The organism is Intestinibacillus sp. Marseille-P6563 (genome assembly GCF_900604335.1).
Classification (GTDB): Bacteria; Bacillota; Clostridia; order Oscillospirales; family Butyricicoccaceae; genus Butyricicoccus_B.
Map to the genome: position 1 here is coordinate 954,415 of NZ_UWOD01000001.1, position 25,318 is coordinate 979,732.

Consider the following 25,318-nt stretch of genomic DNA (forward strand, 5'->3'; position numbering starts at 1 on the left):
CTCCTGTCTTCCGCTGCCTTTTGCGGACATTCTTTCATCAGCCAACTTCGTAATCGGCCTTGGTTTTTGCAGCTTTTACGGTTTCTTCGCCTTCGTCCTGATAAATCGCACGGTCAAAGCGAGCCATGAACTTCTTGAACAGATAACCGACCGCACAGGTGATGGCAACGCCAACAACCATCCATACGCCAGTCATCATGTCTGCGCCGCCTTCCTGTGCAAAGCCGATCGGAGAAAGTGCAACATAGGTCAGGACAACGCCGCACATAATCGCGGTGCCGACTTCATAACGGTACTTCCAGGGCTGGATGGAAACCACATTGTTGCGCTTGGTTTCGAATACCTTGTCGGTGGGCTTGACCTTGCCCATGATCCACATGAAGACACAGCAGATAACGAACATAGCGCCCGAAACGTGCAGATAGTAGATCGGCAGGTCCATGAAGAAGGTGGTATAGCCGTAAACGGCGATGAATACGATCAGAGAGACCTTGGCGGCAATCGCCGGGGTCTTTTTGTTGAGGTAACCCATGACCATGATGGTGAAGATCGGCACATTGAACAGGCCGTTGAGCTTCTGGAACATCGCGTAGAGGCCATCGGGTGCGTACATAATCATCGGGGCAACGATCATCGAGCCAACGCCAACGATCAGGCCGCAGATCTTACCAACGCGAACAACCTGTGCTTCCGGAACCGGCTTGCCGTCCTTGGTCTTGCCGTGGTACAGGTTCATCGCAAACAGGGTGCAAACGCTGTTGAGGGTGCCGTTGAAGGTGGACAGGATCGCGCCGAACATCGCAGCAACAAACAGGCCGATCAGCGGCTTGGGCAGTACGCCATTAACCAGGGTCGCGTAAGTCAGGTCGCTGTTTTCGATGGTGCCTGCGCCGTAGAGGTGGAAGGCAATGATGCCCGGGAACATCAGAACGATCGGGGTGAGCAGCTTGAGGAAGCCGGCAAACAGAACGCCCTTCTGGCCTTCTTTCAGGTTCTTCGCGCCCAGAGCACGCTGGATGATTGCCTGATCCATGCCCCAGTAATAAATCAGTACGGGCATCAGGCCAGTGAACATGGTGGAGAACGGCAGCAGATCGGATTCACTGCCAATGGAGTTGAGCTTTTCGGGTGCGCTGTTCAAAATGGTGGTCATTGCAGCGCCCATATCGCCATCGCCCAGGACCAGCAGGCCGAAGATCGGAACCAGCAGACCGCCGATGACCAGCAGTATGCCGTTCAAGGTATCCGCGGTGGCAACCATCTTCAGGCCGCCGAACAGTGCATAGACGATGCCGATAGCGCCGATGAGCAGAACCATCGCCCAGACGCCCTGCGCATAGGTCAGGCCGAACAGACCCGGGATGTCAAAAATCTGATTGAGGGTGATCGCGCCTGCATACAGGCAGATCGGCAAGGTGTTGCAGATGTAGCAGATGATAAACAGGATCGATACCCATTTTTTCACGGTTTTATCATAACGTTCTTCCAGGAAATCGGGGATGGTGGCAAAGCCGCGGCGTAGATAGCGCGGTAGCAAAATCACCGCAACGACAACCAGCGCGATGGCGCAAGGCGTTTCCCAGCCGATCTCGGCCATGTTGTAGCGGTAGGTGTTGCCGGTCATGCCGACGAAGTTGGTCGCACTCAGGTTACACAGCAGCAGCGATGCGCCGATGACGCCGCCGGTCAGGCTGCGGCCGCCCAGGAAGTAGCCGTCGCTGGTGTCGCGCGCCACTTTGCGGGCCTGGTAAAAGGAAAATAGCGTGATCAGCAAGGTAATGCCGAGAAAGCTCGTCAAAATAACTCCCATAATAATCCCTTTCTGTATACAACAATTCTCTTTTCTCTGTACTAATCTCCGTAAAAGTCGACGTATTTAATAAATTGTATACACAAAGGTATACAATTATATTAAAATACTCAATGCATAAAATCAACCGTAATGTTTTACAAAACAAATATTTGTTTCCTATGCACTTTGCTTAGGGGTTTTCAGCCCGCCCATTTCTGGTGGAAGCGCTGTTCGTAAGCTTCCATGAGCTGCGGCCGAAAATCGGGATGCGCAATGTGAATCAGGGCCTGCGCACGCTCGCGCAGCGTTTTGCCCTTGAGGTCTGCCACACCGTATTCGGTGACGATGTATTCGACATCCATCCGGTTGGTGGTGACGGCAGCGCCTTCATCCAGCACGGGCACGATCTTGGAGATGCGTCCATGGGCTGCGGTGGAACCGACCGCGATGATCGACCGTCCCCCCTTGGACAGTGCCGCACCGCGGATGAAATCCACCTGGCCGCCGACTGCGCTGATCTGCCGCAGGCCGACCGACTCCGAGCAGACCTGACCGGTCAGGTCGATCTGTACACACGAGTTGATCGATACCATATTATCGTTGCGGCCAATGACCAGCGGATTGTTGACATAATCGACCGGAGCCATGTAAACGCTCGGGTTGTCGTTGACGAAATCATACAGCCGCTTGGTGCCCATCAGGAAGGTCGCCACATGCTTGCCGGTGTGCAGGTTCTTATGGCGTCCGTTGATGTTGCCATTGCGGATGAGATCGACCGCGCCATCCGAGAACATCTCGGCATGCAGGCCCAGATCGTTCTTATCGCCCAGACTCATCAGCACCGCATCCGGCAGGGCGCCGATGCCAAGCTGCAAGCAGTCGCCGTCGCGAATGAGCGAAGCACAGTGTCGGCCGATCTCGCGTTCGATGGGACCGATCTGTGCGGGCTGCAATTCGATGAGCGGCTGATCGTGTTCAACGATGGCGGTCAGGTCGGTCACGTGCAGGAAGCAGTCGCCGTGGCAGCGCGGCATGTGCCGGTTGACCTGGGCGATGACCGTTTTGGCTGCCAGCGCACCGGCCAACGTATAGTCGACCGAAACGCCGAGCGAACAGTTGCCTTCCTCATCGGGTGGGCTGACCATAATCATGGCCACATCGGGCTGCAGGCTGGTGCGCAGCAGCTCGGGCACCAGATGAAAATAACAAGGGGTGAAGTCGGCGCGTCCCTGCTCGACCGCGCCGCGGGCAGCGCCGCCAACAAACAGCGAGTTGTGGCGGAAGTGCCCCTGCATGCGTTCGGTCAGGTATTCGCCCTTGCCCATGAGCACCATGTGCAGCAGTTCCACATCGTGCAGCTGGTCAGCATTGGCAACCAGGGCGTCGACCAGCGCGGTCGGTTCCCCGACCGCGTGGCCAATCGAAACCACGTTGCCCGACCGCACCAGCTGAATCGCCTCTGCGGCGCTCATGCGGTGTTTTTGATAGTATTCTTTCCAGCTCATAGCCATCCCTCACTTGATCCGTGCGATGTTCTTAGCAAGCTGTTTCTTCATTTCCATGTTGGACTGACGCGCGATCATGATGCGCTGTGCCTGCGGCGAACCAGCGCCGTGCATGGATTCGGGCAAATAGCCAACCGCTGCCGTACCCATGGTCATGTTCTCGATCAGGCGCAGGACGCGCATACGATCTTCGGTCGGAACCAATGCCACACCCTTGAGATACTTTTCAATGTAATCGTGGGTGGCCGGGTTGCGGTAATCGGCTTCGGACGGCTGGGTGACCATCAGGCCGCCGGCCAGGTCCTGTGCCAGACGGGCAATGTCATACGGGAACCGGGTGACGTTCTGCTTGCAGACATTGGCCAGCAGCAGATCGATCAGATAGTTACCGGACTTGGTCTTAGAGCCCTGGGACGAACAAGCGATGCCGCAGCAGTACAGCGTTTCGTTCAGGTGCGTCATCTCGATGAGCTTATCCTTGACGTGGGATGCCTTGGCACAGCCCGCCATTTCGGTCGCCAGTGCGGTTGCACCGATGAGCACATCGCCCACGCCGACCTTACAGCCGCCGTAAGACTGACGATGGTAGCCAGCAAAGCGCTCAACCATCATGCCGGCAAAGGCGGTTTCGCCGTTGAGGAAGATCATTTCGTTCGGAATGAACACATGGTCAAAGACGACTAGAACTTCGTGTCCGCCATACACCTTGTTGCCTACGTCGATGTCGTTGTAGGTTTCGGTCTTGCGGGTGTCGCACGACTGACGGCCCAGAATGAGCGTGATGCCTTCGGCATCGGTCGAGCACGCAAACGAAACGGCGTAATCCTCATCGCCCTCGCGCATGGAGATGGTCGGCATAACCAGTACATAGTGGCTGTTTAAGTAACCGGTCTGGTGGGCCTTGGCGCCGGTGACGTAAATACCGTCCGCCGTGCGTTCCACCACGTGCAGGTAGAGGTCCGGGTCGACCTGCTTGGATGGGGACAGGCCACGGTCGCCCTTGACGTCGGTCATCGCGCCGTCCACGCCCCAGTCGTTTTCCTGTACCTCGGTCCAGAACTTCACGAAATTCTCGTGGTAGTGGGTGCCGCAGGCTTCGTCGGTTTCATAGGTCGTGGAAAAGACCGCGTTGGCGGCGTCCAGACCGACGCAGCGCTGGAAGCAAGCCGCTGTCTTTTGCCCGAGCAGACGCTGCATCTTGACCTTTTTGATCAGGTCGTCGGTCGATTGGTGCAGGTGGGTGAAGCGGTTGATCTTCTTGCCGGTCAGGCTGCTCGTTGCCGTCATGAGGTCCTCATACTTCGGGTCCTCGGCCAGTTCATAGGTCGCGGCAAACGAGTTGAGCGACGGCCGGACGATCGGATCGTCCACGACATTTTCCACCTTTTCCCCAAACCGGTACAGATTCAGATGCAGCTTGCGCAGGCTGTCGATGTACTGCTGTTTGGTCATCATGTTGATTTCCTACCCCTTTCTTTACTTCATTTTCACCAGGACTTTGAAGTAATCGCCCGGTGTCTGTACAAACTGGAAGGCGTCCTCTACCTGGTCGAACGGATACACCTTGCTGACCAGGGTGCGGAACTCGTCATTAAGCGCCCCGCTCTTAAGCAGTTCAACGGCGCCGATGAAGTTATACTGCGCGTGGATGCGTACGCCCTGCATGCGCAGTTCCTTGGCAAACATGGCCGACAAATCGACCGGATACGGTTCCTTGGTCATGCCGATCACCATGACCATACCGCCGATGGTGGTATATTGTACGGCTGCAGCAATGCCCGGACGGCTGCCCGATACTTCAAAGGAAACGTCAAAGCCCTTTCCTTCGGTCAGTTCCTGCATACGTGCATCGAAGTCAGGTGCGGTCGGGTTGACCGTTTCAAAGCCGTGCTTCTGGGCAAACTGGCAGCGGAATTCATTGATTTCCGAAATAACTACCTTGCGGGCTCCTGCGTGGCGGGCGACCATGGCGATCAGCATGCCGATCGGGCCGCCGCCGATGATCAGGGCGGTTTCTCCGGCCTGCAGGCCGCTGCGGCGCACATCGTGGACCGCGACAGCGACCGGCTCGGTCAGGGCTGCGAGTTCCTGGTCCATATCCTTCGGAATCTTATACATTTTGCGGGTGGCGACTTTCACATATTCGGCAAATGCACCGTCGCAGTGCGCGCCCATGAAGTGCAGGTCCCGGCAGACGTTGTCATGACCCTTGGCACAGGGTTCACAGTTGCCGCACGAGAAGAACGGCTGCGCGACGACCAGGTCGCCCTTTTGGAAGGCGCCTGCGCCGCGGCCCCTGGCCTCGACCAGTTCGCCGACGAACTCATGGCCGGGCACGACCGGAAATTCCGCGGTCGGATGTTCTCCGTGCAGCACATGCAGGTCGCTGCCGCAAATGCCGCAGTAATGCACGCGGATGAGTGCTTCCCCGTCGTTCAGGACGGGCATGGGCACTTCCTTTACATGAATGCTGTTTTTTTGATCGATCACAGCTGCTTTCAAAGCTTATTTCCCCTTTCTGGCGATCGCCCGCTTGGCTGCCAGGACAATATCCTCAGCGGTCAGGTGGAGCGTCTTTTTGAGATATTCCACATCGCCCACTTCGCCGAAGCGATCGTGTACGCCGACGCGTTCCAGGGCGCAAGGCGTGGTTTCGGCCAGCACTTCGGCCACAGCCGAACCCAGACCGCCGATGACGTTGTGGTTCTCCGCGGTGACGATCGCACCGGTCGACTGCGCCGCTTCGGCGATCGCCTCCCGGTCAATGGGTTTGATGGTAAACAGGTTGGTTACGCCGGCGCTGATGTGCTCGGCGGCCAGCATATCGCTGGCGCGCAGCGCATCGGCAACCGAAATGCCGGTGGCAAAAATGGTGACATCGTTGCCGTCACGCAGCTTGGCGGCCTTCCCGATGGTGAAGGTCGAGCCGTCGGCGAAGATCTTCTGTACCTTCTTGCGCGACAGGCGGATATAGAACACACCGTGCAGGTCCTTGGTCTGGCGCAGCAGGTCGGCCAGCATGACCGAATCGGTCGGCTCCAAAATGGTGACTTCCGGGATGCAGCGCATCAGGCCCATATCTTCAAACGGCATGTGGGTGCCGCCGTTAAGGGCAGCGGTCACGCCCGGGTCGGAACCGATGATGCGAACATTGAGTTTGGCATATGCCGCGGACAGGAAGACCTGGTCCATGACCCGGCGGGTGGCAAAGCAGCCAAATGTATGGGTAAACGGAATCAGCCCGGTGGCCGACATGCCGGCTGCCATGCCGATCATGTTCGCTTCCTGGATGCCGCAGTTCACTGTGCGCTCCGGGTGGGCCTTCCAATATTTCGTCATTCCGATGCTGTTGATGATATCGGCGTCCAGGTAGACCACGCGGTCATCCTGCTGGGAGAGTTCTTCCATGACCTCGGCAAATACGGCGCGCATCTCCTGCGCTTCCTCGTGCCGTTCCTTTTCCAACATGACCATGGTTTACGCCTCCCCTCCGGCCATCGCATCGATCTGCTGCTGGAGGGCGTCGACGGCCTGCTGATATTGTTCTTCGGTGAATTTAATGTAGTGGTTGTACAGAACCCCTTCGGCAAAGGTGCAGCCCTTGCCCTTTTCGGTCTGCAAGACGATCATATGCGGCTTGCCCGGTGTGGCCTTGGCCTGTTCGATGGCGGCCCGGATGGCAGCCGGGTCATGACCGTTCACCTGCTGCGCGTCCCAGCCGAACATCTCAAACTTGCCGCGCAGGTCGCCCAGATCGCAAACATCTTCGGTATAGCCATCCAGCTGCTTGCGGTTAAAATCGACAAAAGCGATCAGATGGTCGAGCTTTTGCTGGTGGGCACACAGGGCGCCTTCCCAAACCTGGCCTTCGTCGCATTCGCCGTCGCCGAGGATTAAATAGGTATAGTTGCTCTTACCGCGGTAGCGGTTGCCCCAGGCAACACCCAGCGCGGTGGACATGCCCTGGCCGAGCGAGCCGGTGCTCATATCGATGCCGGGCGTCTTATTGCGGTCGCAGTGGCTCGGCAGGCGGGTACCCGGCTGGTTGATGGTTTCGATTTCCTCCATCGGGAAGAAACCACGCAGCGCCAGGGTGGCATAGACGGCCGGGCCGCAATGGCCTTTGGAAACGACCAGCCAGTCGCGGTCTTCCCAACCCGGGTTGTGCGGGTCGACCTGCATCACGCCGCTGTACAGAACCGCCATCAGGTCGGCCATGGACATCGAGCCGCCGATGTGGCCGGCACCCAATTTATGGAGTCCGCGCAGGGTGGTCATCCGAATCTGCGCGGCAAAGGTTCGGATCTGGTTGTCTTGGTTCATGCTGTTGGTTCTCCTTTAATAGCACGCATTGTAAATATCGATCATATCCTCGCGGGTCAGCGGGGTGTAATTGTTTTTCAGCAGTCGCTGCTGGCCTTCGATCACGCTGTCGGCAAACTGCGGGAATTCTTCGGGCTTCATACCGTATTCCTTGAGCGGCTTGCGCGGCAGGATGGTTTCCATCAGGCGGTACAGCGTATCGAGCGCTTGGGCGGGTTCGACGTCCAGCACCCGGCCGAACAGGGCTTCCAGATCGTTGAGCCGGCCGACCGGCTGCTTTTTACGGTAGGTCCGCAGCACTTCGGCAAACATCAGCTGGTTGGCTTCGCCGTGCGGGATGTGGTATGCGCCGCCAAGCGGATAGCTGAGCGCATGAACAGCTGCGCAGCCTGCGTAGCCAAACGCGATACCAGCAAAGTTGGAAGCGGTCAGGAAATCAGCTGCATGGTCCTTCCAGCTCTCAGCCCCGTTGGCTGCCACCGCCCGGTAGGCCGAAACGATCATTTCAATGGCCTTTTCCGAGTAGATCTTGCTATGCGCAACCGCCTTGGGTGACAGATACGATTCCACGGCGTGGATGAGCGCATCGATCGAACTCGTTGCAAAGAATTTATAGGGCAGCGTGCGTACCATCTCGGGGATGAGCACCGCTTCGTCGGCGTACATGGTGTCGAGCGCCAGACCCTTTTTGGTGCGCAGGTTCTTCAGCTCACAGATGGTGACATTGGTCACTTCCGAACCAGTGCCGCAGGTGGTCGGGATGACGGTCAACCGCCGTGCCTTTTCGGGTACCACCCGGCCGGTGAAGATGTCCTCAGCCGACCAGTCGCCCACAAAGGTGAGCACCTTGGCGATGTCGATGACCGTGCCGCCGCCGACGGCGATGATGCGGCCGGTGTCTGCCGGGATCTTAGCCCGGATGGCATCGATCATCTGGTCGTTCGGCTCTCCGGCGCCGTATTCTTCCTGGAACAGCACCGGGCAGGGCAGGCCGCATGCCTGCATGAACGGCTCATAAATGAAGCGGTTGGTGATCAGCAGGTCGGTGGACTGTATTTGTTCGGCCTGTGCGAACTCGGCGAAAGTATCATAGCCTTTGATCGAGGCTGGCAAAGAAAACTGGAACATATTTCTAACCCCTTTCGGTCCATTCCTTTGTGTGCTTTTAGGATAGCACCAAGCAGTCGACTTGTCAACAAAATTGTATACAATTATTTTTTATAAATTATAAGTAAATAAATTGTTGACAATATACAAAGCCTATGCTACTATATGCTCAAGATGTATTCGATTCCAATGCATCGTCCAATAAAATGGCCCCGCCTCGGCTGGGCTCCCGATTTCCTTCTTTCGCTTCTTTCCCTAAAAAAAGCAGCCTGTACCGTTTATGCAGGCCGCTTTTTTGCTATTTTTCGATATGAGAGGTGATTTTCATGTACAAATCGCGCGGCTCCCTCATCCAATCCATCTATGAGGATATTCTGGGCCGCGTCCTCAGCGGCCAACTGGCCGCCGGAGAGCGCATCTCCGAAAGCCGGCTGGCCGCCGAGCTTTCGGTCAGCCGTACCCCGGTCCACACGGCCCTCCAGCAGCTGGCCAAAGATGGCCTGATCAATCTATCCCCCAACAGCAGCGCCCATGTGGCCAGCTATTCCCGGCAGGACATTCACGACATCGGCACCCTGCGTCTATCGCTGGACGACATGGCGGTACGGCTGGCCATGCTGTATGGCAGTCAGTCGGATTTTCTGGCGCTGAAAAAGCTGGCGACCGATTGTGAACGCGGTATGCTGACCGGCGACGATCATTTGCGCCGCACTGCCGACTGCGATTTTCACTTGCTGCTGGCCAAAATCAGCCGCAACGCCTTACTGCTGCAATTCCAGACCGAAATGTACAAGCGTGTCAATTTTATCCTGCTGACCCAGCGCGATGTGGTCGTCAACCGCTCCATCCATGTACGGGAGCATTTTGACCTCATCGACGCTATCGCCCAGCATGATGCCAAACGCGCCCATGCCATTATCACCCATCATCTGGTCTCTTTTTACGATTTGGAGGACCAATATCCACCCAACTTCTTTTTGTCTGGCCGGATTTGACACATTCCACCAATTTTCGAACCTGCATTCGTTTTGTCATATTGCAGACTCTTTTTTGCAATTGTATACTTTTATTTCAAATCGTTTTATGATATAATCTTTGTATTCCAAACGTTTTGAAATATATCCAAGAGGAGGGTATTTATGTCCAAACGCAATGTTGGTTTGAGTGAACCAGCCTATAAACACATATTGGAACTCATCATGACCAAGCGACTGATGCCCGGCGACCGTATCCCCGAAACCCGTATCGCAGAAGAATTCAACATCAGCCGCACCCCAGTCCGCGACGCCATGCGCCAACTCAGCAATGAAGGGTTGATCGAGATCTTCCCCAACCGCTTTGCCCAGGTGAAAGTGTACGGGGACGATGCCATTCAGGAGATCGGCACCGTGCGTGTGGCTCTGGATACCATGTCGGTCAAGCTAGCTGGCCTGTATGGCAGCCGCGCGGATTTTTTACATCTGCTGGAGCTGGCCGAACAATGCAGCGAGGCTTCCGCCCAGGGCGATGGCGAAAAACGCCGGGTCTATGACAGCAACTACCATCTAGAGCTGGCGCGTATTGCAGGCAATTCCCTGCTCTACAAGTTCCAGAAGGAATTGCAGCTTCGGGTGCAGTTTATTCAGCTGCATCACCCCAACCCGGTTGAAAATGAAACCCTGCACCTGCGGCAGCACAAAGAGATTGCCGAAGCGCTGATGGAGCACGATGAAAAACGTGCATTGTCCCTCATTTGCAGCCATCTGACGTCGTTCTACAATCTCAAGCAGACGTATCCGGAAAATTTCTTTCAAATGATGCTCTAAGCAAACAAGGGCGGCAGCTCGGAATCCTCCGGCTGCCGCCCTTGCTATGACCGTTCCTTGTGATACTGCCCAAATTTATAATTCTTCTATCATTTATTGTATACAATTATATTTTATTGAGTTTAATTTTGATTGACAGAATTATATCATTCCCTTATAATAAAGCCAGCACAGCAAACGATTGAGGAGGCTTTGTCATGGATCTCAAACTAAACGGAAAACTCGCCTTGGTCACCGGCTCTTCGGCCGGCATCGGTAAGGGCATTGCCAAATGTCTGCTCCAGGAAGGCGCTACCGTATTTATCAATGGCCGCAACGCCGACGCGCTGGCCAAAACCGCCGAAGAATTGTCCGCTTTTGGCCCCTGCCACATGGCAGTTGGCGACCTGGGCACCGCAGAAGGCGCACAGGCAGTCATCGACGCGGTGGACCAGTTCGGCGAGCTGGATATTTTAGTCGGCAATATGGGCACCTATAAAGGCACTCCCTTTGCCGAGATTTCGGACGAAGAATGGGAATGGATGATGAACATCAATCTGCTTTCGCAGGTGCGCATGTGCCGCCATTTTCTGCCGAAAATGTTGGAACGCAATCGCGGCCGCATTGTGCTGATCGCCAGCGAATGCGGTATCAAGCCCTTGACCGATATGGTGCATTACAGCGTTTCCAAAACCGCTGTCATCGGTCTGGCCCGTGCACTGGCTGAAACCACGAAGGGTACCAAAGTGGCGGTCAATTCGCTGCTGCCCGGCCTGACCTGGACCGAAAACACGGCCGCTTATCAGACCGACCGCGCCCGGCGCGAAGGCAAAGATTTGGATCAGGCGATTAAGGAATACTTTGTCACCTACGAACCCACCCAGCTTCTCCAGCGCATCACCACAGTGGAAGAAATTGCATCCACGGTTGTCTACTACTGTTCGGAAGTGTCTGCGGCGACCAACGGCGCGACCATCCGCGCAGAAGGCGGACTCATTCGTAGCATTTAACGCAAAACAGGAGCCAATCTTATCGATTGGCTCCTGTTTTTGGATTTTGTTGAACAAAAGAAGGTTTCCAGCAGTGTTTCACTGCACAGCAGGTTCATTTAGTTTTTCTTGTAGCCGCACTTCGGGCATACGCCGTTTTCGTTCAGCGCAATGCCGCACAGCGGGCAACGCTCGACCTGAAGCTGGGGTTTGTACTCTTCCGAAGCTGCATTGACGCCACTGGTAAAGGTCAGCTTGACGATATTGAGCTTATCCTTGAGCAGGTCGTATACGATTTTGATCATGCCCTCGACGGTCATGGTTTCCTTGGTGACAACCAGACGGCACTCCGGATAAGCGGTTGCCAAGTCGGTCTGGAAAGCCGGACCCTTCATCACGTTATTGGGGGCGCCATTGCGGATGCCCTGCTGCTCATAAACGCCCAGAATGGCCGGCAGCAGCGGATCGTCTTCCCGCAGGATGAGCGCATGGTCAAAATTCTTCAGAACTTCCCATGCGGTTTTCTGAATTTCATTACACGGGAAAACCATATTGACGCCAGCGTTGACCGAGTCCTCTACTTCAATCGTCAAAACGCCGGTATGTCCATGCAGGTACTGGGCTTCGCCCTTAAAACCATAAAAACGGTGTGCATATTGCAGGTCTAATGTCGTGATACTCCTCATTGTCTTGTCTCCTTTTCTGTATTTACGGATCATCTCGCGTCCGCATACGCGCCATCGGTATCGCTGCGGTGTCTGAGCACCGTCAGGAACCTTTCCACTGTTTCTTTCTGGCTCTATTATAAATGATAATAATTCCTATTGTCAAGTATAATCTGAAAATTTTTTCAGATTTTTTTAAGTGTCTTTCTCCCCGCCCAGACAAAAAGCCATGCCCCGGTTTGATCCGGGGCATGGCTTTTGCTCTTATTTTGCGGTTCTTACTTCCACAGGTCATCGCCCAAGTGGACCTTCACTTCAGATACCGAGCCGGTAAACTCGAAATCATCGGTGTAGTCATTGCTTACCTTCGAACCTACATCAGCGCCGATGCTGGTATAGTCGTAGGATACAAAAATCGAAAGGTGCTTGATGTCCTGACGGGCGACTTCTTCGCCATTCATTTTCAGGATGGCTGTGCCCGAGTAATAATTCTTTTTCTGATATTCTACTTCCACATCTACCGTGCCGCTCGGAACCGGCTTGCTCGAAACCAGCTTCTGGCGGTTGCCGACATAGTTATTTTCATAGACCAGCTTGCCGTCCTTCATATAGATGACATAGCCGCCGTCTACGCCGCCGTTGGCGTAAATAACACCTTCATCCTTGCCGTCGGTTTCGATTTGGGTCGAAATGGTATAGGAAACGTTGACCGTCGGTGCGCCCGCGAGCGAATAGAACGGGCCATCTTCGATCTTATATACATAGTCCTTGGCGCTCTGCGGATTGTCCGGCGAACGATACCACGAGGTGCCGACACCGGCATATCCGCCGCCGCCCTCCGGTACAAAGGTCGCAGCCTGGATGATCTGCAAGCATTGCAGCGCTTCCGCCGAAGTGGGCATGGTGCCGTTCTGCATGTATGCCAGCAGTTCCTGTGCCGGTGTGCCGTACAGTTCTACGAGCTTTTCCGGTTCAACGCCCTGCACGATATCGATCAGCAGGTTACGGGCATTCATATCCTCTGCCTGGACGGTTTCAAACTCCTTGGCCAGCTTTTCGACGATCTCCGGCTTTTCAGCCGCCAGATTGTGCATCTGCGTCGGATCGTTTACGGCACCATACAGTTCCCACTCGCTGGTCTTGGGGTTGGTGACAATCGTATAGCCATCGTTGGTATAGCAACGGTCCTTAAACATCATCAGCGAATACGAAGTGCGCGGATTTTCCCGCGGTCCGCTCGACGCAAAGGTATCGGCAAAGCTGATGCCCTGCATTTCCAGCTGATCGACGCCATTGACCTGGGTCAGCCGCTCGGTTCCGGTCACTTCAAGCACGGTCGGTGCAATGTCGGAAACCGTAATCAAATCGCTGCACAACCGGCCCGGCTCCTGAATGCCATTGGCCCAGCTGACGATGCACGTAGTGCGGATGCCGCCATAATGCGCATTGGTCTTAAAGTGCTGGAACGGTGTATTGGAAGCCATTGCCCAGCCGCTGTTGTACTGGGTGCCGTACTGTTCAGAGCCAAACTGATCAAGCAGAGCATACTGCTCTTCGATCGTACGCTGATAAATGTTTTCTGCATCGTGTGCAAAGCTGCCCTGCGCACCGCCGTTGGAATTGGCGCCGTTATCGGATACGAGAACGAACATGGTGTTATCATACTCGCCGCGTTCCTTCAGTTCGTCCAGGAACTTGCCCAACTGTGCATCCGTATGTTCCAGGAAGCCCGCATATACTTCCATATGCTTGCGTGCAACTTCCTTTTCCATATCGGTCAGCGAATCCCAAGCCGGGACCTTATCGCTGCCCTTAGGCATCTCAGCATCTTCCGGGAAGATGCCCAGTTCCTTCTGCCGGGCGAAAATCTTTTCGCGTTCTACATCCCAGCCTTCATCAAATACACCGTCATACTTGTCGATATATTCTTGCGTGACATTGAACGGGCCGTGCATTGCGCCCAGCGCTACATAGGCGAAGAACGGTTCGTCGTCCGGTGTTTCATCGATGTATTCCAGCGTTTTATTGAACAGATCGCTCGTCAGGTGATAATCGGGGTCGGATGTATCCGGCACCACATATTCATCGCCTTCGATCATGCCGCCGGGGCTGAACTGGTTGGTCTGGCTGCCGACATAGTTGTAGTTCTTATCAAAGCCATGCTGCTGCGGCCATTCGCTGTGATCGCCTTCGGGCATAAAATTATCATAGGATGCCAGATGCCATTTGCCCAGCGCCATGGTTTCATAGCCATTTTCCTGCAAGCTATGGGTAATAAAGCCGCATTCCGGACGCACCGAGCCGCTCATATTCGGGACAACATCGCCCAGCGAGATATCCGCAACGGTACCCATTCCCACGAAGTTGGACTCAAAACCTGTCAGCATGGACGCACGGCTGGGCGAACTCATGGGGCTGGTCATATAATTGGTATACTGAATGCCGTTCTGCGCCAGCATGTCCATATTGGGCGTATTGATGGACGAACCATAGCAGCCCAAATCACCGAACCCGACGTCATCGAGCACAATATAGACCACATTGGGCTTTTCCGCCGTGCTGCTCAGGCCGGCGCCATCTGCGGCCGAATTCTTTGGATTGTTGTCCCCGCAGGCCGCCAAACCTGCCACCATCGTTGCCGCTGTGCCCAGCGCAACGCCTCTTTGCCAAAATCTTTTGTTCACGTAAAAATCACACCTTTCTCAAATCACTCGCTCACCTTTTCCAGCGGAGGAATGTCCCAATTCCCTTCCAGGGCTTCGTCGGTCGGCCAGTAAACACGCATGTGCAGTGTGAAAGTGGCCGGATTTACAGGCAACCAGTTCTTTCCTTGTTCCCCCTCTGGTTTTTCCGTTTGAATGTAAATGTCCAGCGAGCCATCTGGATTATAATACAGGTCATCCGTACTCTTGACCGCATATTTCTGGTCGGCATTGTCTGCCAGGAAGCCATCGGTGTCATAGGCTGTCAAACTCCAAAATGCCTTGGCTGGCGGCAGCTGGTCCTTTTCAAAATGAATCCGGTACTGATTTTCTCCGGTCAGCGTATCGCCGTCCGCATCGACGTAGCTGTTCGGATAAATCGCATCTTCCGGTACATTGGTGCCAAAAGCGGCCAGCGCAATGTACGCACGGTACAGATAATTGTTGTCAAAGTTGCCGCGCAGCAGAGAATAGGTCCAGTTGTCGTCCACCCGCTCGTACTCCGAATAATCCAGTTCCATCCATTCCTTGGTCAGTTCCGCTCCCATTTGACCAAGCGCCTCTTGCACACTTTCGGAATACTGTGTAGACGAGAATTGCAGTCCAGGGCCGACGCCGATCTTTTCCAGCCGCGCGATGAGCTCTCCATCCGAATCGTGCGGCGGATTATCGACCATCAGTTCATTGGCCAGATTGAAAAAGTCGTCGATCGACATATCCAGAACCAGATTTTTCGGGGCGCCTGCCTTCCGGCTGGTATCCACGGTATTTTTCTCCGGCACATATTCGCTGCCCCATTGGCTCAGCGGAACCAGCTGATATTGCTGCTGCGCTTCGTTTGCGGCAGCCAGGTCATCGTTCCCGTTGACCATGGTGCGTCCAATGATCCAAACCATGTCGGTCGGTGCTTCCAGCTTGGTCATGCCTTCTGGAACTTCACCCTCCCAGTCCTGGCTGGCGATCAAATAGGTTTCCGCTTTTCCGCCGTTCGTGCGGGTGCCGGGCGATGCAAACACTTCCGACCAGGCATCCAGCATAGGCATTAAATAGTAACGATCCCCCATTTCCGGCAGGGAAAGGACGATTGGCTCCTCCCCGACATCCAGAAATGCCGAAGAATAGAGCGTATCCAGATTGGGGCGCACGACTTCTTTAAAGGTAGGATCGGGAAAAGAAGTTTTGTGCCCAAACTGATTGACCGGCGCATAGGCCGTATCCATCGGTTCTGCCACGTTGGTCACCTGCTGTTTTGTCATCTCGGTCAGGACCAACGGGAAGCAATAGGTATATGCCTCCTCTGCCAAAGCCACAATCTCTTCATCGGTCAAAGCATCCGTCTTGGTGGCACCGCTGCTCGCAGGATCGCTTTGGCTGCATGCTGTTAAGGAATAGGTCAGCATGAGAATCGACAGCAAAAGGGAAATCGTTTTTTTCATTCGTAACCTCCTGAACCCCATCTCTGTTTCTCTTGTGAATTTTGATAAGGGGCCTATCTTTCGTCATAGCTGGTCACTCCTCGCCCCGCAGACATAAACAAGAGCAGCCGTTTTCAGATTGAAAATCGCTGCTCTTGGTGGATGGATTCAGTTATGTAAGATGATATTGCAGACTATGCCCGCAAATCCACGGTTCCGGCGGTGGGCTGGACCGGGGTCTGCGCTGCGGCCTTGATTTCCGCCCGTGCAGCGCGGTATGCGTCCAGATACACCATCGTACACTCATCTAAGAATTTTGATTCCGCTTCCGTTTGAATGTCAATCCATTGTCCAGTACAGGTCTGTGCAGCTATCATTTCTCCATTCGGGGCATATACCTCTGCGGTGTTATACCTTGAATTAACACCCAGATACGCCTTCATCGAGTAACCACCCAGTAAGTTCATCAAATATGTCCCATATTGGTTTACTGCTCGCCGCATGATTGACATCGCTTGAGCGATTGGCCTGGAGCGATCAGGAGAAACTGTGCGCTTCATGTAGGATAACTGGTATTGTATGAAATCATCGGACATATAGATGCCCTTTTGCGCGTCCTTCTTGGCCATTTCCTGAATTTGTGAAACAAATCCGTCTGTCATGGCCTTTTCCGCAGTCTTTTGGGCTGACCGCTGAATCTCCGGTGTCTCGCCCCACTTGGCCGCCTCGCTGAACCCTAATCCAGCAATCTGCATGTCTATCCCTCCTTACTTCAAAAAACTTACACGAACATCAAAAATTTATCCTCTTGTACTTTATATCGGCAAGTTTTCTAAAAAATAAAGAGACATCTCTTCTCTGTTCAACGAAATAGTTGTTGCTGCCTTTGTTTGATTGGCTGGAACAGCAGGGCATAATCACTCTCTGGTAGGCTATGCCCTGCTGGTATATCTGCCTCCTTCTCTCTGCTGGTTGTCACTTTGCCACAAATGAACCGTCAGCCGATGTAATGTAGTAGGTAGCGTAAACCACCCTTTATACAGTAACTCCCAAAAGAAAATGCTGGAGGACTTTGCAAAAGCCAACGGTTTTACGAATTGCGTCCACTTCACAGATGATGGTTGGTCTGGTGGAAGTTTTGATCGCCCAAGTTGGAAACGCATGATTGAGGGCATTGAAAAAGGTGAAATTGCTGCTGTCCTTGTCAAAGATTTAAGCCGCGTCGGTAGAGATTATTTACAGGTGGGCTTTTACACCGAAGTAATGTTCAGAGAGAAAGGTGTGCGGTTTGCTGCCATTACCAACGGAGTAGATAGCGACAAACGGGAAAGCAGCGAGTTTGCACCCTTTTTGAACATTATGAACGAATGGTATATTCGTGATTGCAGCCGTAAGATAACCACTGTTTTACGGGCAAGAGGTATGTCCGGCAAGCACACAAGCAACCATTGTATCTACGGTTACAAGAAAGACCCCAACGACAAAGACCATTGGATTATCGACGAGGAAGCTGCCGAAGTAGTACGCCGGATTTATCGCATGGCCATTGAGGGAAAAGGCCCGTATGAAATTGCCCGCATATTGGCAACGGAAAAGGTTGAGCGCCCCTCTTACTATCTTGCACAACGCGGCATGGGAAACCATCAATCAAACTACAATGCCGCAGACCCCTACACATGGCGCGGCGGTACAGTTGCCGACATACTCTCCAAGCGGGAATATATGGGGCATACGGTAAACTTTAGGACTTACAAGGAGAGCTATAAAGATAAGCGCGTCAAAATGACCCCCAAAGAGGATTTAGTCATTTTTGAGAACACACAGGAAGCTATCATCGACAAGGAAACATGGGAACGCGTACAAACTCTACGGAAAACCATTCGCCGGACAGACAGCATAGGAAAGGCCAATCCACTAACTGGCTTGATGTTTTGCGCGGATTGCGGTGCAAAGATGTATAACCACAGGGGCAAGGCCGGAAACGCGCGTGACTGGGCGGGCAGACCCAACGGGAAAAAGCGTCCGGATCGTGACGAGTACAACTGTTCCCGTTATGATTTGGGCAACCAGCATTATGATATGAGGAGTGGTTCATTACCGACTATGACTGCTATGTGGACGGCCTCTATGACAAGCTGGGCGAGTATGAGAGCCTGGACGAGCTCAACTACCTGGCCTCCAAGCTGGACGAGATGAGCCAGGGCGAGTATGAACAGTTCCAGGCGGCGATGGAGATCGGCGACCATTCGGGCAGCTTGCAGGAGATCATCAACCTGACCGAGAACCTGGACTGCTACGACATTTACCCCGACATCCACGACCACGACGACCTGGGCCGTTACTACATCGAGGAACTGGATGCCATGCAGGTGCCGGAGCATCTGCGGAACTACATCGACTATGAGGCCTACGGCCGGGACATCGCCCTGGAGGAGGGCGGCGAGTTCACTGACCTGGGGTATGTGCGGGATACCGGGAGCCACTTTGACGAGGTGTACGATGGGGACCGGGACAGTATCCCGGAAGAATACCGGGTGATGACTTTCCAGGATGCGGAGGAGCTGACCGAGGAAGAAAAATCCGAGTGGGCGATGGACATTGCCTACGATATGGACGAGTTCTTCCGCCAGCACGACCCGCAGTACGCCGCCGAGCACCCGGAGGAGCACGCAGCAAAAGAAGAAATCTATGAAAACCTGATGGCCGGGCACATTTCCGCCCTGGATGAGAAGCTGGCCGCCCTGAGGCAGACCCAGGAGGACTATCTGCCTTCCGAGATCGAGAAGTTCAAAGACGCCACCGGCTATGAGGAATTTCTCGATGTAGACCCTGCGGTGATCCGGGAGGCTATCCAGAACCCGGACAAGTCCCATGTGGACGAGATGCTGGCCTTTGCGGAGCAGGCGGGCCGGGAGTATGAGGCGGAGCTGTCCGGGCAGGCCCCGGCGCCCTCCCCGGATGACCTGGAGACCGGCGAAACGGTACGGACCCCCAGGGGTACCTTCTATGTGACGGATATGAGCCGGGAGCAGATGGAGGCGGCCGGGTACGGTCTGCATCATCAGTCTGACGATGGGAAGTATCTCATCATGGGCAACGGTTCCCGCGCCTTCGCCATCCGCAACGAGGAGGCCCAGGAGCACGCCGCCCCGGAGAAAATGACAGTTTTGGTGGTGGAGCCCATGAAGGAGCCCTATGTGAAGGAGATCGCCCCCGGTCTCCATTCGCTACAGGCAGAGGTGGGCGGCGATATTGCCGCCTCCTATCCCTTCTCCGACCCCGTGGGGCTGGTCTGCAACGATGAGGGCAAGCTGATCGGCCTGGAACTGAACCGGGGCCTTCGGGATGAGCATGGGGAGATTTACGACATCATGGCCGGCACCTTCCTGGTGGTAGGGCTGGGTGAGGAGTCCTTCACCTCCCTGACCCCGGAGCAGGTGCAGAAGTACACGGAACATTTCAAGCAGCCGGAGCAGTTCATCAGCCTGAACGGGCAGATCATCGCCCTGCCGGTGGATCCGGAGAACCCTCTCCGCACCGCCGAGATGACCCTGGAGGACGACTATGGGATGATCGACGGGGTGCTGAACAACGGCCGCAAGGGTGAGGAGCTGGAGAAGGCTCAGGGTGAGGCGCACAGGACCACGCCGGAGAAGAAGCCCTCCATCCGGGAGCGGCTGGCGGAGGCCAAACGGGAGTGCGGCCTCCGCCAGCCCCCGGACAAGGTTCAGCAGAAGAAGCCCCCGGAGCATGACCTATGAGCCGGAGCAAGAAGTGACGGCTGGAGTGGTCCTTCTTCCTGGGGGAGAACGGCCGCCGCAGGTACAATAAGATCTGCAAGGGCTGTATCCATCCCTGCAAGCAGAGTTTCCGGGCGGTTCTTATCGCCTGTCCCCATTACCAGTCCGCACGCTCGAAAAAGTGTGGGGATAGGGGTTGAAAATGGGCTGAAAAATCGCCTGTGGCGGCTTTTCCGGGAGCCGCCCTTATGATTTTCCCATGTGGGTCTGCCCCTTCAATTTAAAGGGTGCAGAGAGGCTGTTTTGAACACTTTTCCATAACAGAGCGGGAGCGCCGCCTTCGGTTTGGACCGAGGGTAACGCTCCCACTTCTTTTTTTGTTCTCTTTTTTCTCTTTCAATCAGGATCGGACAGGAAGGATGTTCGCAGCAGCAGGCGCTGTGGGAATGTGCGTAAACGGCCATGTCTGCGGAGCTGTGGGAAACGGTGTTTGCGGGCTGTGGGAAAGCCGGCGGCTTTTCCATCGGGCCGTGAATATCTGTTTTCCATCGGCGGAGCGGCCGTTTTCCACATTTCCCACAGCGGAAAATAGCATGATAGCATACTTGTATATTGCTTTTCTGCAAAAAAAGATTTATAATGCATTATGGTTAGTTTATGCTAACCTCAATTTCGAATCACGGAGGCGGTTATGGGAATATTAAAGGCTTTTTTCAACAATACCCGCAAGCCGAAAGGATTGCTGGGCAGGTGCATGGTGGGCAGCATGAATCATGCCCATGCTGCCCTCGCGAATTGGGGCCTTAGCCATTTGCCCGAAACAGGTCCCACCGAGATTGCGGAGTTGGGCTGCGGTGGTGGGCGGAATATCCGAGCCCTTTTACGAAAATATCCTGCTGCGACTGTCACCGCCTTAGACTATTCAGAAATATCTGTGGAAAAGGCCAAGAGTGTTAACCGCAAGGGGCTGCAAGCCAGCCGCTGCCGTATCATACAGGGAGATGTGTCTTGCCTTCCCTTCGAGGATGGTGCATTTGATTTGGTGACCGCATTTGAAACGGTATATTTCTGGCCTGGTCCTACGGAGAGCTTCCGGGAGGTGTACCGCACTCTGCGGCCGGGCGGCATCTTTCTGATCGTCAATGAGTCGGACGGAGAAGATCCCCACGCCAGCAAGTGGCTTTCTGTCATTGATGGGATGAGGATCTTCGATGGAGACCAACTTGCCCGTTTTCTCACCGAGGCAGGTTTTTCTGAGATCATCATAAATCGGAATGCAAAAAAGCATTGGCTCTGCGTTCTGGCGATGCGGGAAAACAGCAGCCTTTTGGAAAACGAAGAACCGAGTGGCATCTCATAAAAAGCGGCAAATGGTGCGGCTGAGCACAGCATTTGACTTACTATTCAACTATTGGGATGCTTCTGATGAAGTGTACCGTATATGCTGGAACCAGCGAAACGGACTTTAAGAAGAATGGAGGGACAGAAGATGTGGAAATACACAATCCAAGTAGACGGCATGATGTGCGGTATGTGCGAGAGCCATGTGAACGATGCGGTGCGGAAAGCATTTCCGGTGAAGAAGGTCACTTCATCTCGGAGTAAAAAAGAGACTGTGGTAATCACGGAAATGGAACTGGATCAAGAGACTTTACGGGCGGCTATTTCCGCCACTGGCTATGATGTGGGAGAGATTCGGAGGGAATCCTGGCACAAGAAAGGGCTGTTTGGCCGATAAGTATCTGAGACACAGATCAATGGAGAGGGGGCAAGCGGATGCTGGCAGAATTTTTGTCAAAACAGGGGGAATGGACACAAGTGATGCCTGGTGCGCGAACCTGCCTGTTCTCCCTGTGCGAGAGGTCATTCCCTCTGCCCCTCCGGTTGGAACCTCTGCACTTTGAGGTATTGTTCTGCCTGGCCGGGATGGTGACTCTGACCCGGCGGGATGGTTCGGCTCTGAGGTTAGGTACCCGGCAGGTGCTTCTCCTCACCGACATCTCTGATCTGACCGATACCAGAGTGGAGACCGGCTTAAAGGGTGTGCTGGTGGCGGTGGACGCTCGGGGTGCCCGGGCGAGTCTAAAAGCCATTTGTGACCTGCTGGGCGGTTTGACTTTGAACACGGATCAAGTACGGCGGTGGATGGTCAGCCGGGGCGGCTGCGCTGTGGAGGGGCCCTCTCGCTGGAGCCAGGCGGCCTTCGCTGACCTGGATCGTTTGCCCCAGAGCGAGCGGGCACGCTGGTGCGTGTGGAAGTCGGTGGAACTGTTGTATCTGCTATCTGCCCAGGGGGAACCAGCGGCGGAAATGGCCCCGGTGCTGGATCAGGAGATGATCCGGACCTTGGCAGAAACCCGCCGATATATGGAGGAGAATCTGGACGAACCCCTCTCCATATCAACTTTGAGCCGCCGTGCCTGCCTCTCTGCAACTACATTCAAGGAGGGGTTCCGTCGCCTGTACGGACTGCCGGTCCACACCTGGCTGCAGCAGCGGAGGATGGAGCGTGCGGCGGAGTTGCTGCGGGACTCCTCTCTTAGCGTGCTGGGGGTAGCCCAGTCAGTGGGATACAGCAGCGCCAGCCAGTTTTCCGCCGCCTTCCGGCGGCAGTATGGCATGTCGCCAACCATGTATCGAAAAATGTCTGAACCGGCATAACATCGTCTGATTCGGTGAGACACAGCATTGTTTATCCTTTATAATACTCAGATACATAAAAAAGCTTGTTTCCGGACAGGAGGAGATTTCAATGAAACAACATCGCTTCTGGGCCTGGGGCGCCGTGATTTGCATGGTCATGGTGATGATTACGGGCTACAAACACAAATAAAGCAGAAAGGAAAGATTTCCATGATGAAACACTATGTCAGACTGGCCTGCTTCGTGGGCGGCACTCTGTTCGGCTCCGTCGGCGTGAAGCTGCTCACCAGCAAAGACGCCAAGAAAGCTTATACTCACATTACCGCCGCCGGCCTGCGGATGAAGGATAGCGTGATGGAAACTGTGACCTGTGTGCAGGAGAACGCCGCCGACATCCTGGCCTCTGCAAAGGACATCAACGAGACCCGAGCCGCCAAGGAAGCTGAGACCCAGGTGGAGGATCAGGAAGCCTGAAAATTGCGGAAGGGAGCCGGAAAACGGCTCCCTTTTTTCCATGAGGAGAGATTTAGTATGCAAGCAACCATCGTACATGAGAGCCGGGGGCGGATGCGTCTGCGGCTCCGTCAAAAAAATATATCCATTCGCCAGGCGGATCTGCTGGAAACCTGGCTGAAGGGACAGCCCTGGACCCGGGAGGCCGTGGTCCATGAGCGCACCTGCTGCGTCATCGTAACCTATACGGGAGACCGGGAAGCCGTCCTCTCCGCCCTCGGTGCGTTCACTTGGGCCGGGGCGGAGTCATCCGTCACCCTGCCCGGCCACAGCACCCGGACTCTGAACCGAGAGTTCCAGGAGAAACTGGTGGGAAAGGTGGCGGTGAAAGCAGCCACTACCCTGTTTTTGCCCGCCCCGCTGCGGATCGCCCGGATTGTCTGGCACATGATCCCCTTTCTGCACAGAGGTCTGCGCTGCCTGGGACATCGTCAGATCAAGGTGGAGATGCTGGATGCGTTGTCCATCGGGATCTCCGTCTGCCGCAGGGACTTCGGTACTGCCGGCACTGTCATGTTTTTGTTGGAGATCGGTGAACTGCTGGAGGATTGGACTCGGAAGAAATCCGTAGCCGACCTGGCAGAGAGCCTGTCTCTCCATGTGGATCGGGTGTGGCTGAAAACCGAGGCTGGTGAAGTGCTCACCTCCATCGGCCAGATCAGACCCGGCGACTGGGTCGTGGTTCGAGCCGGAAGCGTCATCCCCCTGGACGGCGTGGTGGAGGAGGGGGAGATCACCGTCAACCAGGCGTCCCTCACCGGCGAGTCCGTCCCCGTGGCCAAGCGGCGCGGCGGCGCGGTGTACGCCGGCACCGTAGTGGAGGAGGGAGAGTGTGTCCTGGAGGTGAAGCAGGCCACCGGCCAGAGCCGCTATGACCAGATTGTGGAGATGATCCAGCGGTCTGAGCAGATGAAGTCTGCCGCCGAAGCCAAAGCGTCCAACTTGGCGGACAAACTGGTGCCCTATACCTTTGCCGGCAGCCTGGTGAGCCTTGCCCTCACCCGGAACGTGACCCGGGCCTTGTCGGTACTTATGGTGGACTTCTCCTGCGCCCTAAAGCTGGCCATGCCCCTGGCGGTGATCTCCGCCATGCGAGAAGCGGGACGGGAGCACATCACCGTCAAGGGCGGAAAATTTCTGGAGGCGGTGGCGAAAGCGGATACCATCGTCTTTGACAAGACCGGCACCCTCACCCACGCCTGCCCCCGGATGGCAAAGATTTTTACCTTCAACGGAAAGATAGAGAATGAAATGCTCCGTCTGGCCGCCTGTTTGGAGGAGCACTTCCCCCACTCCATGGCCAACGCCGTGGTAGAGGAGGCCAAACGCCGGGGGTTGAGCCACGAAGAACGCCATGCTAAGGTGGAGTACCTGGTTGCTCACGGCATTGCCAGCTCAGTGGACGAAGAGCAAGTGTGCATCGGCAGCGCCCACTTCATCTTCGAGGATGAGAAGTGCGTGATCCCAGAGGAGGAACGGGCCAAGTTCGACGCGCTGCCCCCGGAGTATTCCCAGCTCTATCTTGCCATCAACGGGGTGCTCTCCGCCGTGATCTGCATCTCCGATCCTCTGCGGGAGGAGGCACGGGAGGTGCTCTCCGCCCTGCGAGTCTTGGGTGTGCGGAATGCCATCATGCTCACCGGGGACAGCCCCCGCACCGCCGCTGCCATCGCGGAACAGCTCGGGGTAGATGCCTTTCGGGCCGGGGTGCTGCCAGCGGACAAGGCGGAGTATGTGGCCGCTTTGCGGAAGGAAGGGCATACTGTCCTTATGGTGGGAGACGGCATCAACGACTCTCCGGCCCTCTCCGAGGCGGATGCCGGCATCGCCATCAGCGACGGGGCGGCCATCGCCAGGGAGATCGCCGACATCACCATTGCCGCCGACAGCCTGTGGGAGCTGGTGCGCCTGCGGCAGCTGGCCATGGCCCTGATGCGCCGCATCCGGAATAACTACCGCTTTGTCATCGGGTTCAACGGGGCGCTCATCGGTCTTGGCGTGACGGGCATTCTGCCTCCAACCACCTCCGCCATGCTCCACAACCTGTCTACTCTTGGCGTAAGCCTCCACAGTATGACTGCCCTGCCCCAGAAAAAGCAAGATTAAGTTTCCTGACAGAGTCCGGCGCGTATGCGCCGGG

20 protein-coding genes and 1 pseudogene are annotated in these 25,318 nt (G+C 55.3%); 10 read left to right on the forward strand and 11 right to left on the reverse strand.

Annotated features, from left to right (window positions below; genetic code table 11):
• Positions 1-37 precede the first annotated feature (37 nt).
• The 7 genes from EFB11_RS04995 to EFB11_RS05025 form a co-directional block, all read right to left on the reverse strand.
• Positions 38-1,810, reverse strand: coding sequence for a solute:sodium symporter family transporter (locus EFB11_RS04995; RefSeq protein WP_122789196.1), 1,773 nt, complete (start codon positions 1,808-1,810; stop codon positions 38-40).
• 182 nt (positions 1,811-1,992) lie between these two features.
• Entirely contained in the window at positions 1,993-3,297 is a 1,305-nt protein-coding gene (locus EFB11_RS05000; RefSeq protein WP_122789197.1) for an acetyl-CoA hydrolase/transferase family protein, read from the reverse strand.
• Between the two features lie 9 nt (positions 3,298-3,306).
• Positions 3,307-4,752, reverse strand: a complete 1,446-nt coding sequence (locus EFB11_RS05005) for a 4-hydroxyphenylacetate 3-hydroxylase family protein (protein WP_442906821.1) — start codon at positions 4,750-4,752, stop codon at positions 3,307-3,309.
• Positions 4,753-4,773: 21 nt separating this feature from the next.
• Positions 4,774-5,799: a zinc-dependent alcohol dehydrogenase gene (locus tag EFB11_RS05010; RefSeq protein WP_122789199.1), complete on the reverse strand. Its 1,026-nt coding sequence runs from the start codon at positions 5,797-5,799 to the stop codon at positions 4,774-4,776.
• 3 nt (positions 5,800-5,802) lie between these two features.
• Complete coding sequence (locus EFB11_RS05015) at positions 5,803-6,771, reverse strand: transketolase family protein (RefSeq protein ID WP_122789200.1); 969 nt, start codon at positions 6,769-6,771, stop codon at positions 5,803-5,805.
• Between the two features lie 3 nt (positions 6,772-6,774).
• The gene (locus tag EFB11_RS05020) at positions 6,775-7,620 is read right to left on the reverse strand and encodes a transketolase (protein ID WP_122789201.1); all 846 of its coding nucleotides are present in this window, start codon (positions 7,618-7,620) and stop codon (positions 6,775-6,777) included.
• Positions 7,621-7,635: 15 nt separating this feature from the next.
• Positions 7,636-8,748 (reverse strand): 4-hydroxybutyrate dehydrogenase, encoded by a 1,113-nt coding sequence (locus tag EFB11_RS05025; RefSeq protein ID WP_122789202.1) that lies wholly within the window; start codon positions 8,746-8,748, stop codon positions 7,636-7,638.
• A gap of 305 nt (positions 8,749-9,053) precedes the next feature.
• On the opposite strand from EFB11_RS05025, the gene EFB11_RS05030 reads away from it, so the two are divergent.
• The 3 genes from EFB11_RS05030 (at position 9,054) to EFB11_RS05040 (ending at position 11,521) form a co-directional block, all read left to right on the forward strand.
• Entirely contained in the window at positions 9,054-9,722 is a 669-nt protein-coding gene (locus EFB11_RS05030) for a GntR family transcriptional regulator (protein ID WP_122789203.1), read from the forward strand.
• 144 nt (positions 9,723-9,866) lie between these two features.
• Positions 9,867-10,532, forward strand: coding sequence for a GntR family transcriptional regulator (locus EFB11_RS05035; RefSeq protein WP_122789204.1), 666 nt, complete (start codon positions 9,867-9,869; stop codon positions 10,530-10,532).
• A gap of 197 nt (positions 10,533-10,729) precedes the next feature.
• A complete protein-coding gene (locus tag EFB11_RS05040; protein ID WP_122789205.1) occupies positions 10,730-11,521 on the forward strand; it encodes an SDR family NAD(P)-dependent oxidoreductase in 792 nt (263 codons plus the stop codon).
• A gap of 98 nt (positions 11,522-11,619) precedes the next feature.
• Here EFB11_RS05040 and EFB11_RS05045 read toward each other — a convergent pair whose 3' ends face one another.
• From EFB11_RS05045 to EFB11_RS05060, 4 genes are all read right to left on the reverse strand, one after another.
• Entirely contained in the window at positions 11,620-12,186 is a 567-nt protein-coding gene (locus EFB11_RS05045; RefSeq protein WP_122789206.1) for a 6-pyruvoyl trahydropterin synthase family protein, read from the reverse strand.
• 257 nt (positions 12,187-12,443) lie between these two features.
• A complete protein-coding gene (locus EFB11_RS05050) occupies positions 12,444-14,849 on the reverse strand; it encodes an arylsulfatase (protein WP_206424142.1) in 2,406 nt (801 codons plus the stop codon).
• Between the two features lie 23 nt (positions 14,850-14,872).
• Positions 14,873-16,303 carry a DUF1254 domain-containing protein gene (locus EFB11_RS05055; protein ID WP_164706610.1) on the reverse strand — a complete coding sequence of 477 codons (1,431 nt, stop codon included), beginning with the start codon at positions 16,301-16,303 and terminating at the stop codon, positions 14,873-14,875.
• 173 nt (positions 16,304-16,476) lie between these two features.
• The gene (locus EFB11_RS05060; RefSeq protein ID WP_122789209.1) at positions 16,477-17,037 is read right to left on the reverse strand and encodes a hypothetical protein; all 561 of its coding nucleotides are present in this window, start codon (positions 17,035-17,037) and stop codon (positions 16,477-16,479) included.
• A 295-nt stretch (positions 17,038-17,332) separates the two neighbouring features.
• On the opposite strand from EFB11_RS05060, the pseudogene EFB11_RS05065 reads away from it, so the two are divergent.
• From EFB11_RS05065 to EFB11_RS05100, 7 genes and pseudogenes are all read left to right on the forward strand, one after another.
• Positions 17,333-18,361: pseudogene (locus tag EFB11_RS05065) on the forward strand (recombinase family protein); the annotation flags it as partial.
• 35 nt (positions 18,362-18,396) lie between these two features.
• Positions 18,397-20,043: a DUF3846 domain-containing protein gene (locus tag EFB11_RS05070; RefSeq protein ID WP_243115160.1), complete on the forward strand. Its 1,647-nt coding sequence runs from the start codon at positions 18,397-18,399 to the stop codon at positions 20,041-20,043.
• Between the two features lie 670 nt (positions 20,044-20,713).
• Positions 20,714-21,382: a class I SAM-dependent methyltransferase gene (locus EFB11_RS05080; RefSeq protein WP_122789210.1), complete on the forward strand. Its 669-nt coding sequence runs from the start codon at positions 20,714-20,716 to the stop codon at positions 21,380-21,382.
• Between the two features lie 129 nt (positions 21,383-21,511).
• Positions 21,512-21,760 (forward strand): heavy-metal-associated domain-containing protein, encoded by a 249-nt coding sequence (locus EFB11_RS05085; RefSeq protein WP_122789211.1) that lies wholly within the window; start codon positions 21,512-21,514, stop codon positions 21,758-21,760.
• A 380-nt stretch (positions 21,761-22,140) separates the two neighbouring features.
• Positions 22,141-22,683, forward strand: coding sequence for a helix-turn-helix domain-containing protein (locus tag EFB11_RS17125; protein ID WP_243115161.1), 543 nt, complete (start codon positions 22,141-22,143; stop codon positions 22,681-22,683).
• 195 nt (positions 22,684-22,878) lie between these two features.
• Positions 22,879-23,139, forward strand: coding sequence for a DUF6110 family protein (locus EFB11_RS05095; protein ID WP_122789722.1), 261 nt, complete (start codon positions 22,879-22,881; stop codon positions 23,137-23,139).
• Between the two features lie 57 nt (positions 23,140-23,196).
• Positions 23,197-25,284 carry a heavy metal translocating P-type ATPase gene (locus tag EFB11_RS05100; RefSeq protein ID WP_122789213.1) on the forward strand — a complete coding sequence of 696 codons (2,088 nt, stop codon included), beginning with the start codon at positions 23,197-23,199 and terminating at the stop codon, positions 25,282-25,284.
• Positions 25,285-25,318: the final 34 nt, after the last annotated feature.

Excerpts from the sequence above, each read along its gene's own strand:
- EFB11_RS04995 (WP_122789196.1), bottom strand. The coding sequence starts at position 1,810 with ATGGGAGTTATTTTGACGAGCTTTCTCGGCATTACCTTGCTGATCACG.
- EFB11_RS05000 (WP_122789197.1), bottom strand. The coding sequence starts at position 3,297 with ATGAGCTGGAAAGAATACTATCAAAAACACCGCATGAGCGCCGCAGAG.
- EFB11_RS05005 (WP_442906821.1), bottom strand. The coding sequence starts at position 4,752 with ATGATGACCAAACAGCAGTACATCGACAGCCTGCGCAAGCTGCATCTG.
- EFB11_RS05015 (WP_122789200.1), bottom strand. The coding sequence starts at position 6,771 with ATGGTCATGTTGGAAAAGGAACGGCACGAGGAAGCGCAGGAGATGCGC.
- EFB11_RS05020 (WP_122789201.1), bottom strand. The coding sequence starts at position 7,620 with ATGAACCAAGACAACCAGATCCGAACCTTTGCCGCGCAGATTCGGATG.
- EFB11_RS05025 (WP_122789202.1), bottom strand. The coding sequence starts at position 8,748 with ATGTTCCAGTTTTCTTTGCCAGCCTCGATCAAAGGCTATGATACTTTC.
- EFB11_RS05030 (WP_122789203.1), top strand. The coding sequence starts at position 9,054 with ATGTACAAATCGCGCGGCTCCCTCATCCAATCCATCTATGAGGATATT.
- EFB11_RS05035 (WP_122789204.1), top strand. The coding sequence starts at position 9,867 with ATGTCCAAACGCAATGTTGGTTTGAGTGAACCAGCCTATAAACACATA.
- EFB11_RS05040 (WP_122789205.1), top strand. The coding sequence starts at position 10,730 with ATGGATCTCAAACTAAACGGAAAACTCGCCTTGGTCACCGGCTCTTCG.
- EFB11_RS05045 (WP_122789206.1), bottom strand. The coding sequence starts at position 12,186 with ATGAGGAGTATCACGACATTAGACCTGCAATATGCACACCGTTTTTAT.
- EFB11_RS05055 (WP_164706610.1), bottom strand. The coding sequence starts at position 16,303 with ATGAAAAAAACGATTTCCCTTTTGCTGTCGATTCTCATGCTGACCTAT.
- EFB11_RS05060 (WP_122789209.1), bottom strand. The coding sequence starts at position 17,037 with ATGCAGATTGCTGGATTAGGGTTCAGCGAGGCGGCCAAGTGGGGCGAG.
- EFB11_RS05080 (WP_122789210.1), top strand. The coding sequence starts at position 20,714 with ATGGGAATATTAAAGGCTTTTTTCAACAATACCCGCAAGCCGAAAGGA.
- EFB11_RS05085 (WP_122789211.1), top strand. The coding sequence starts at position 21,512 with ATGTGGAAATACACAATCCAAGTAGACGGCATGATGTGCGGTATGTGC.
- EFB11_RS05095 (WP_122789722.1), top strand. The coding sequence starts at position 22,879 with ATGAAACACTATGTCAGACTGGCCTGCTTCGTGGGCGGCACTCTGTTC.
- EFB11_RS05100 (WP_122789213.1), top strand. The coding sequence starts at position 23,197 with ATGCAAGCAACCATCGTACATGAGAGCCGGGGGCGGATGCGTCTGCGG.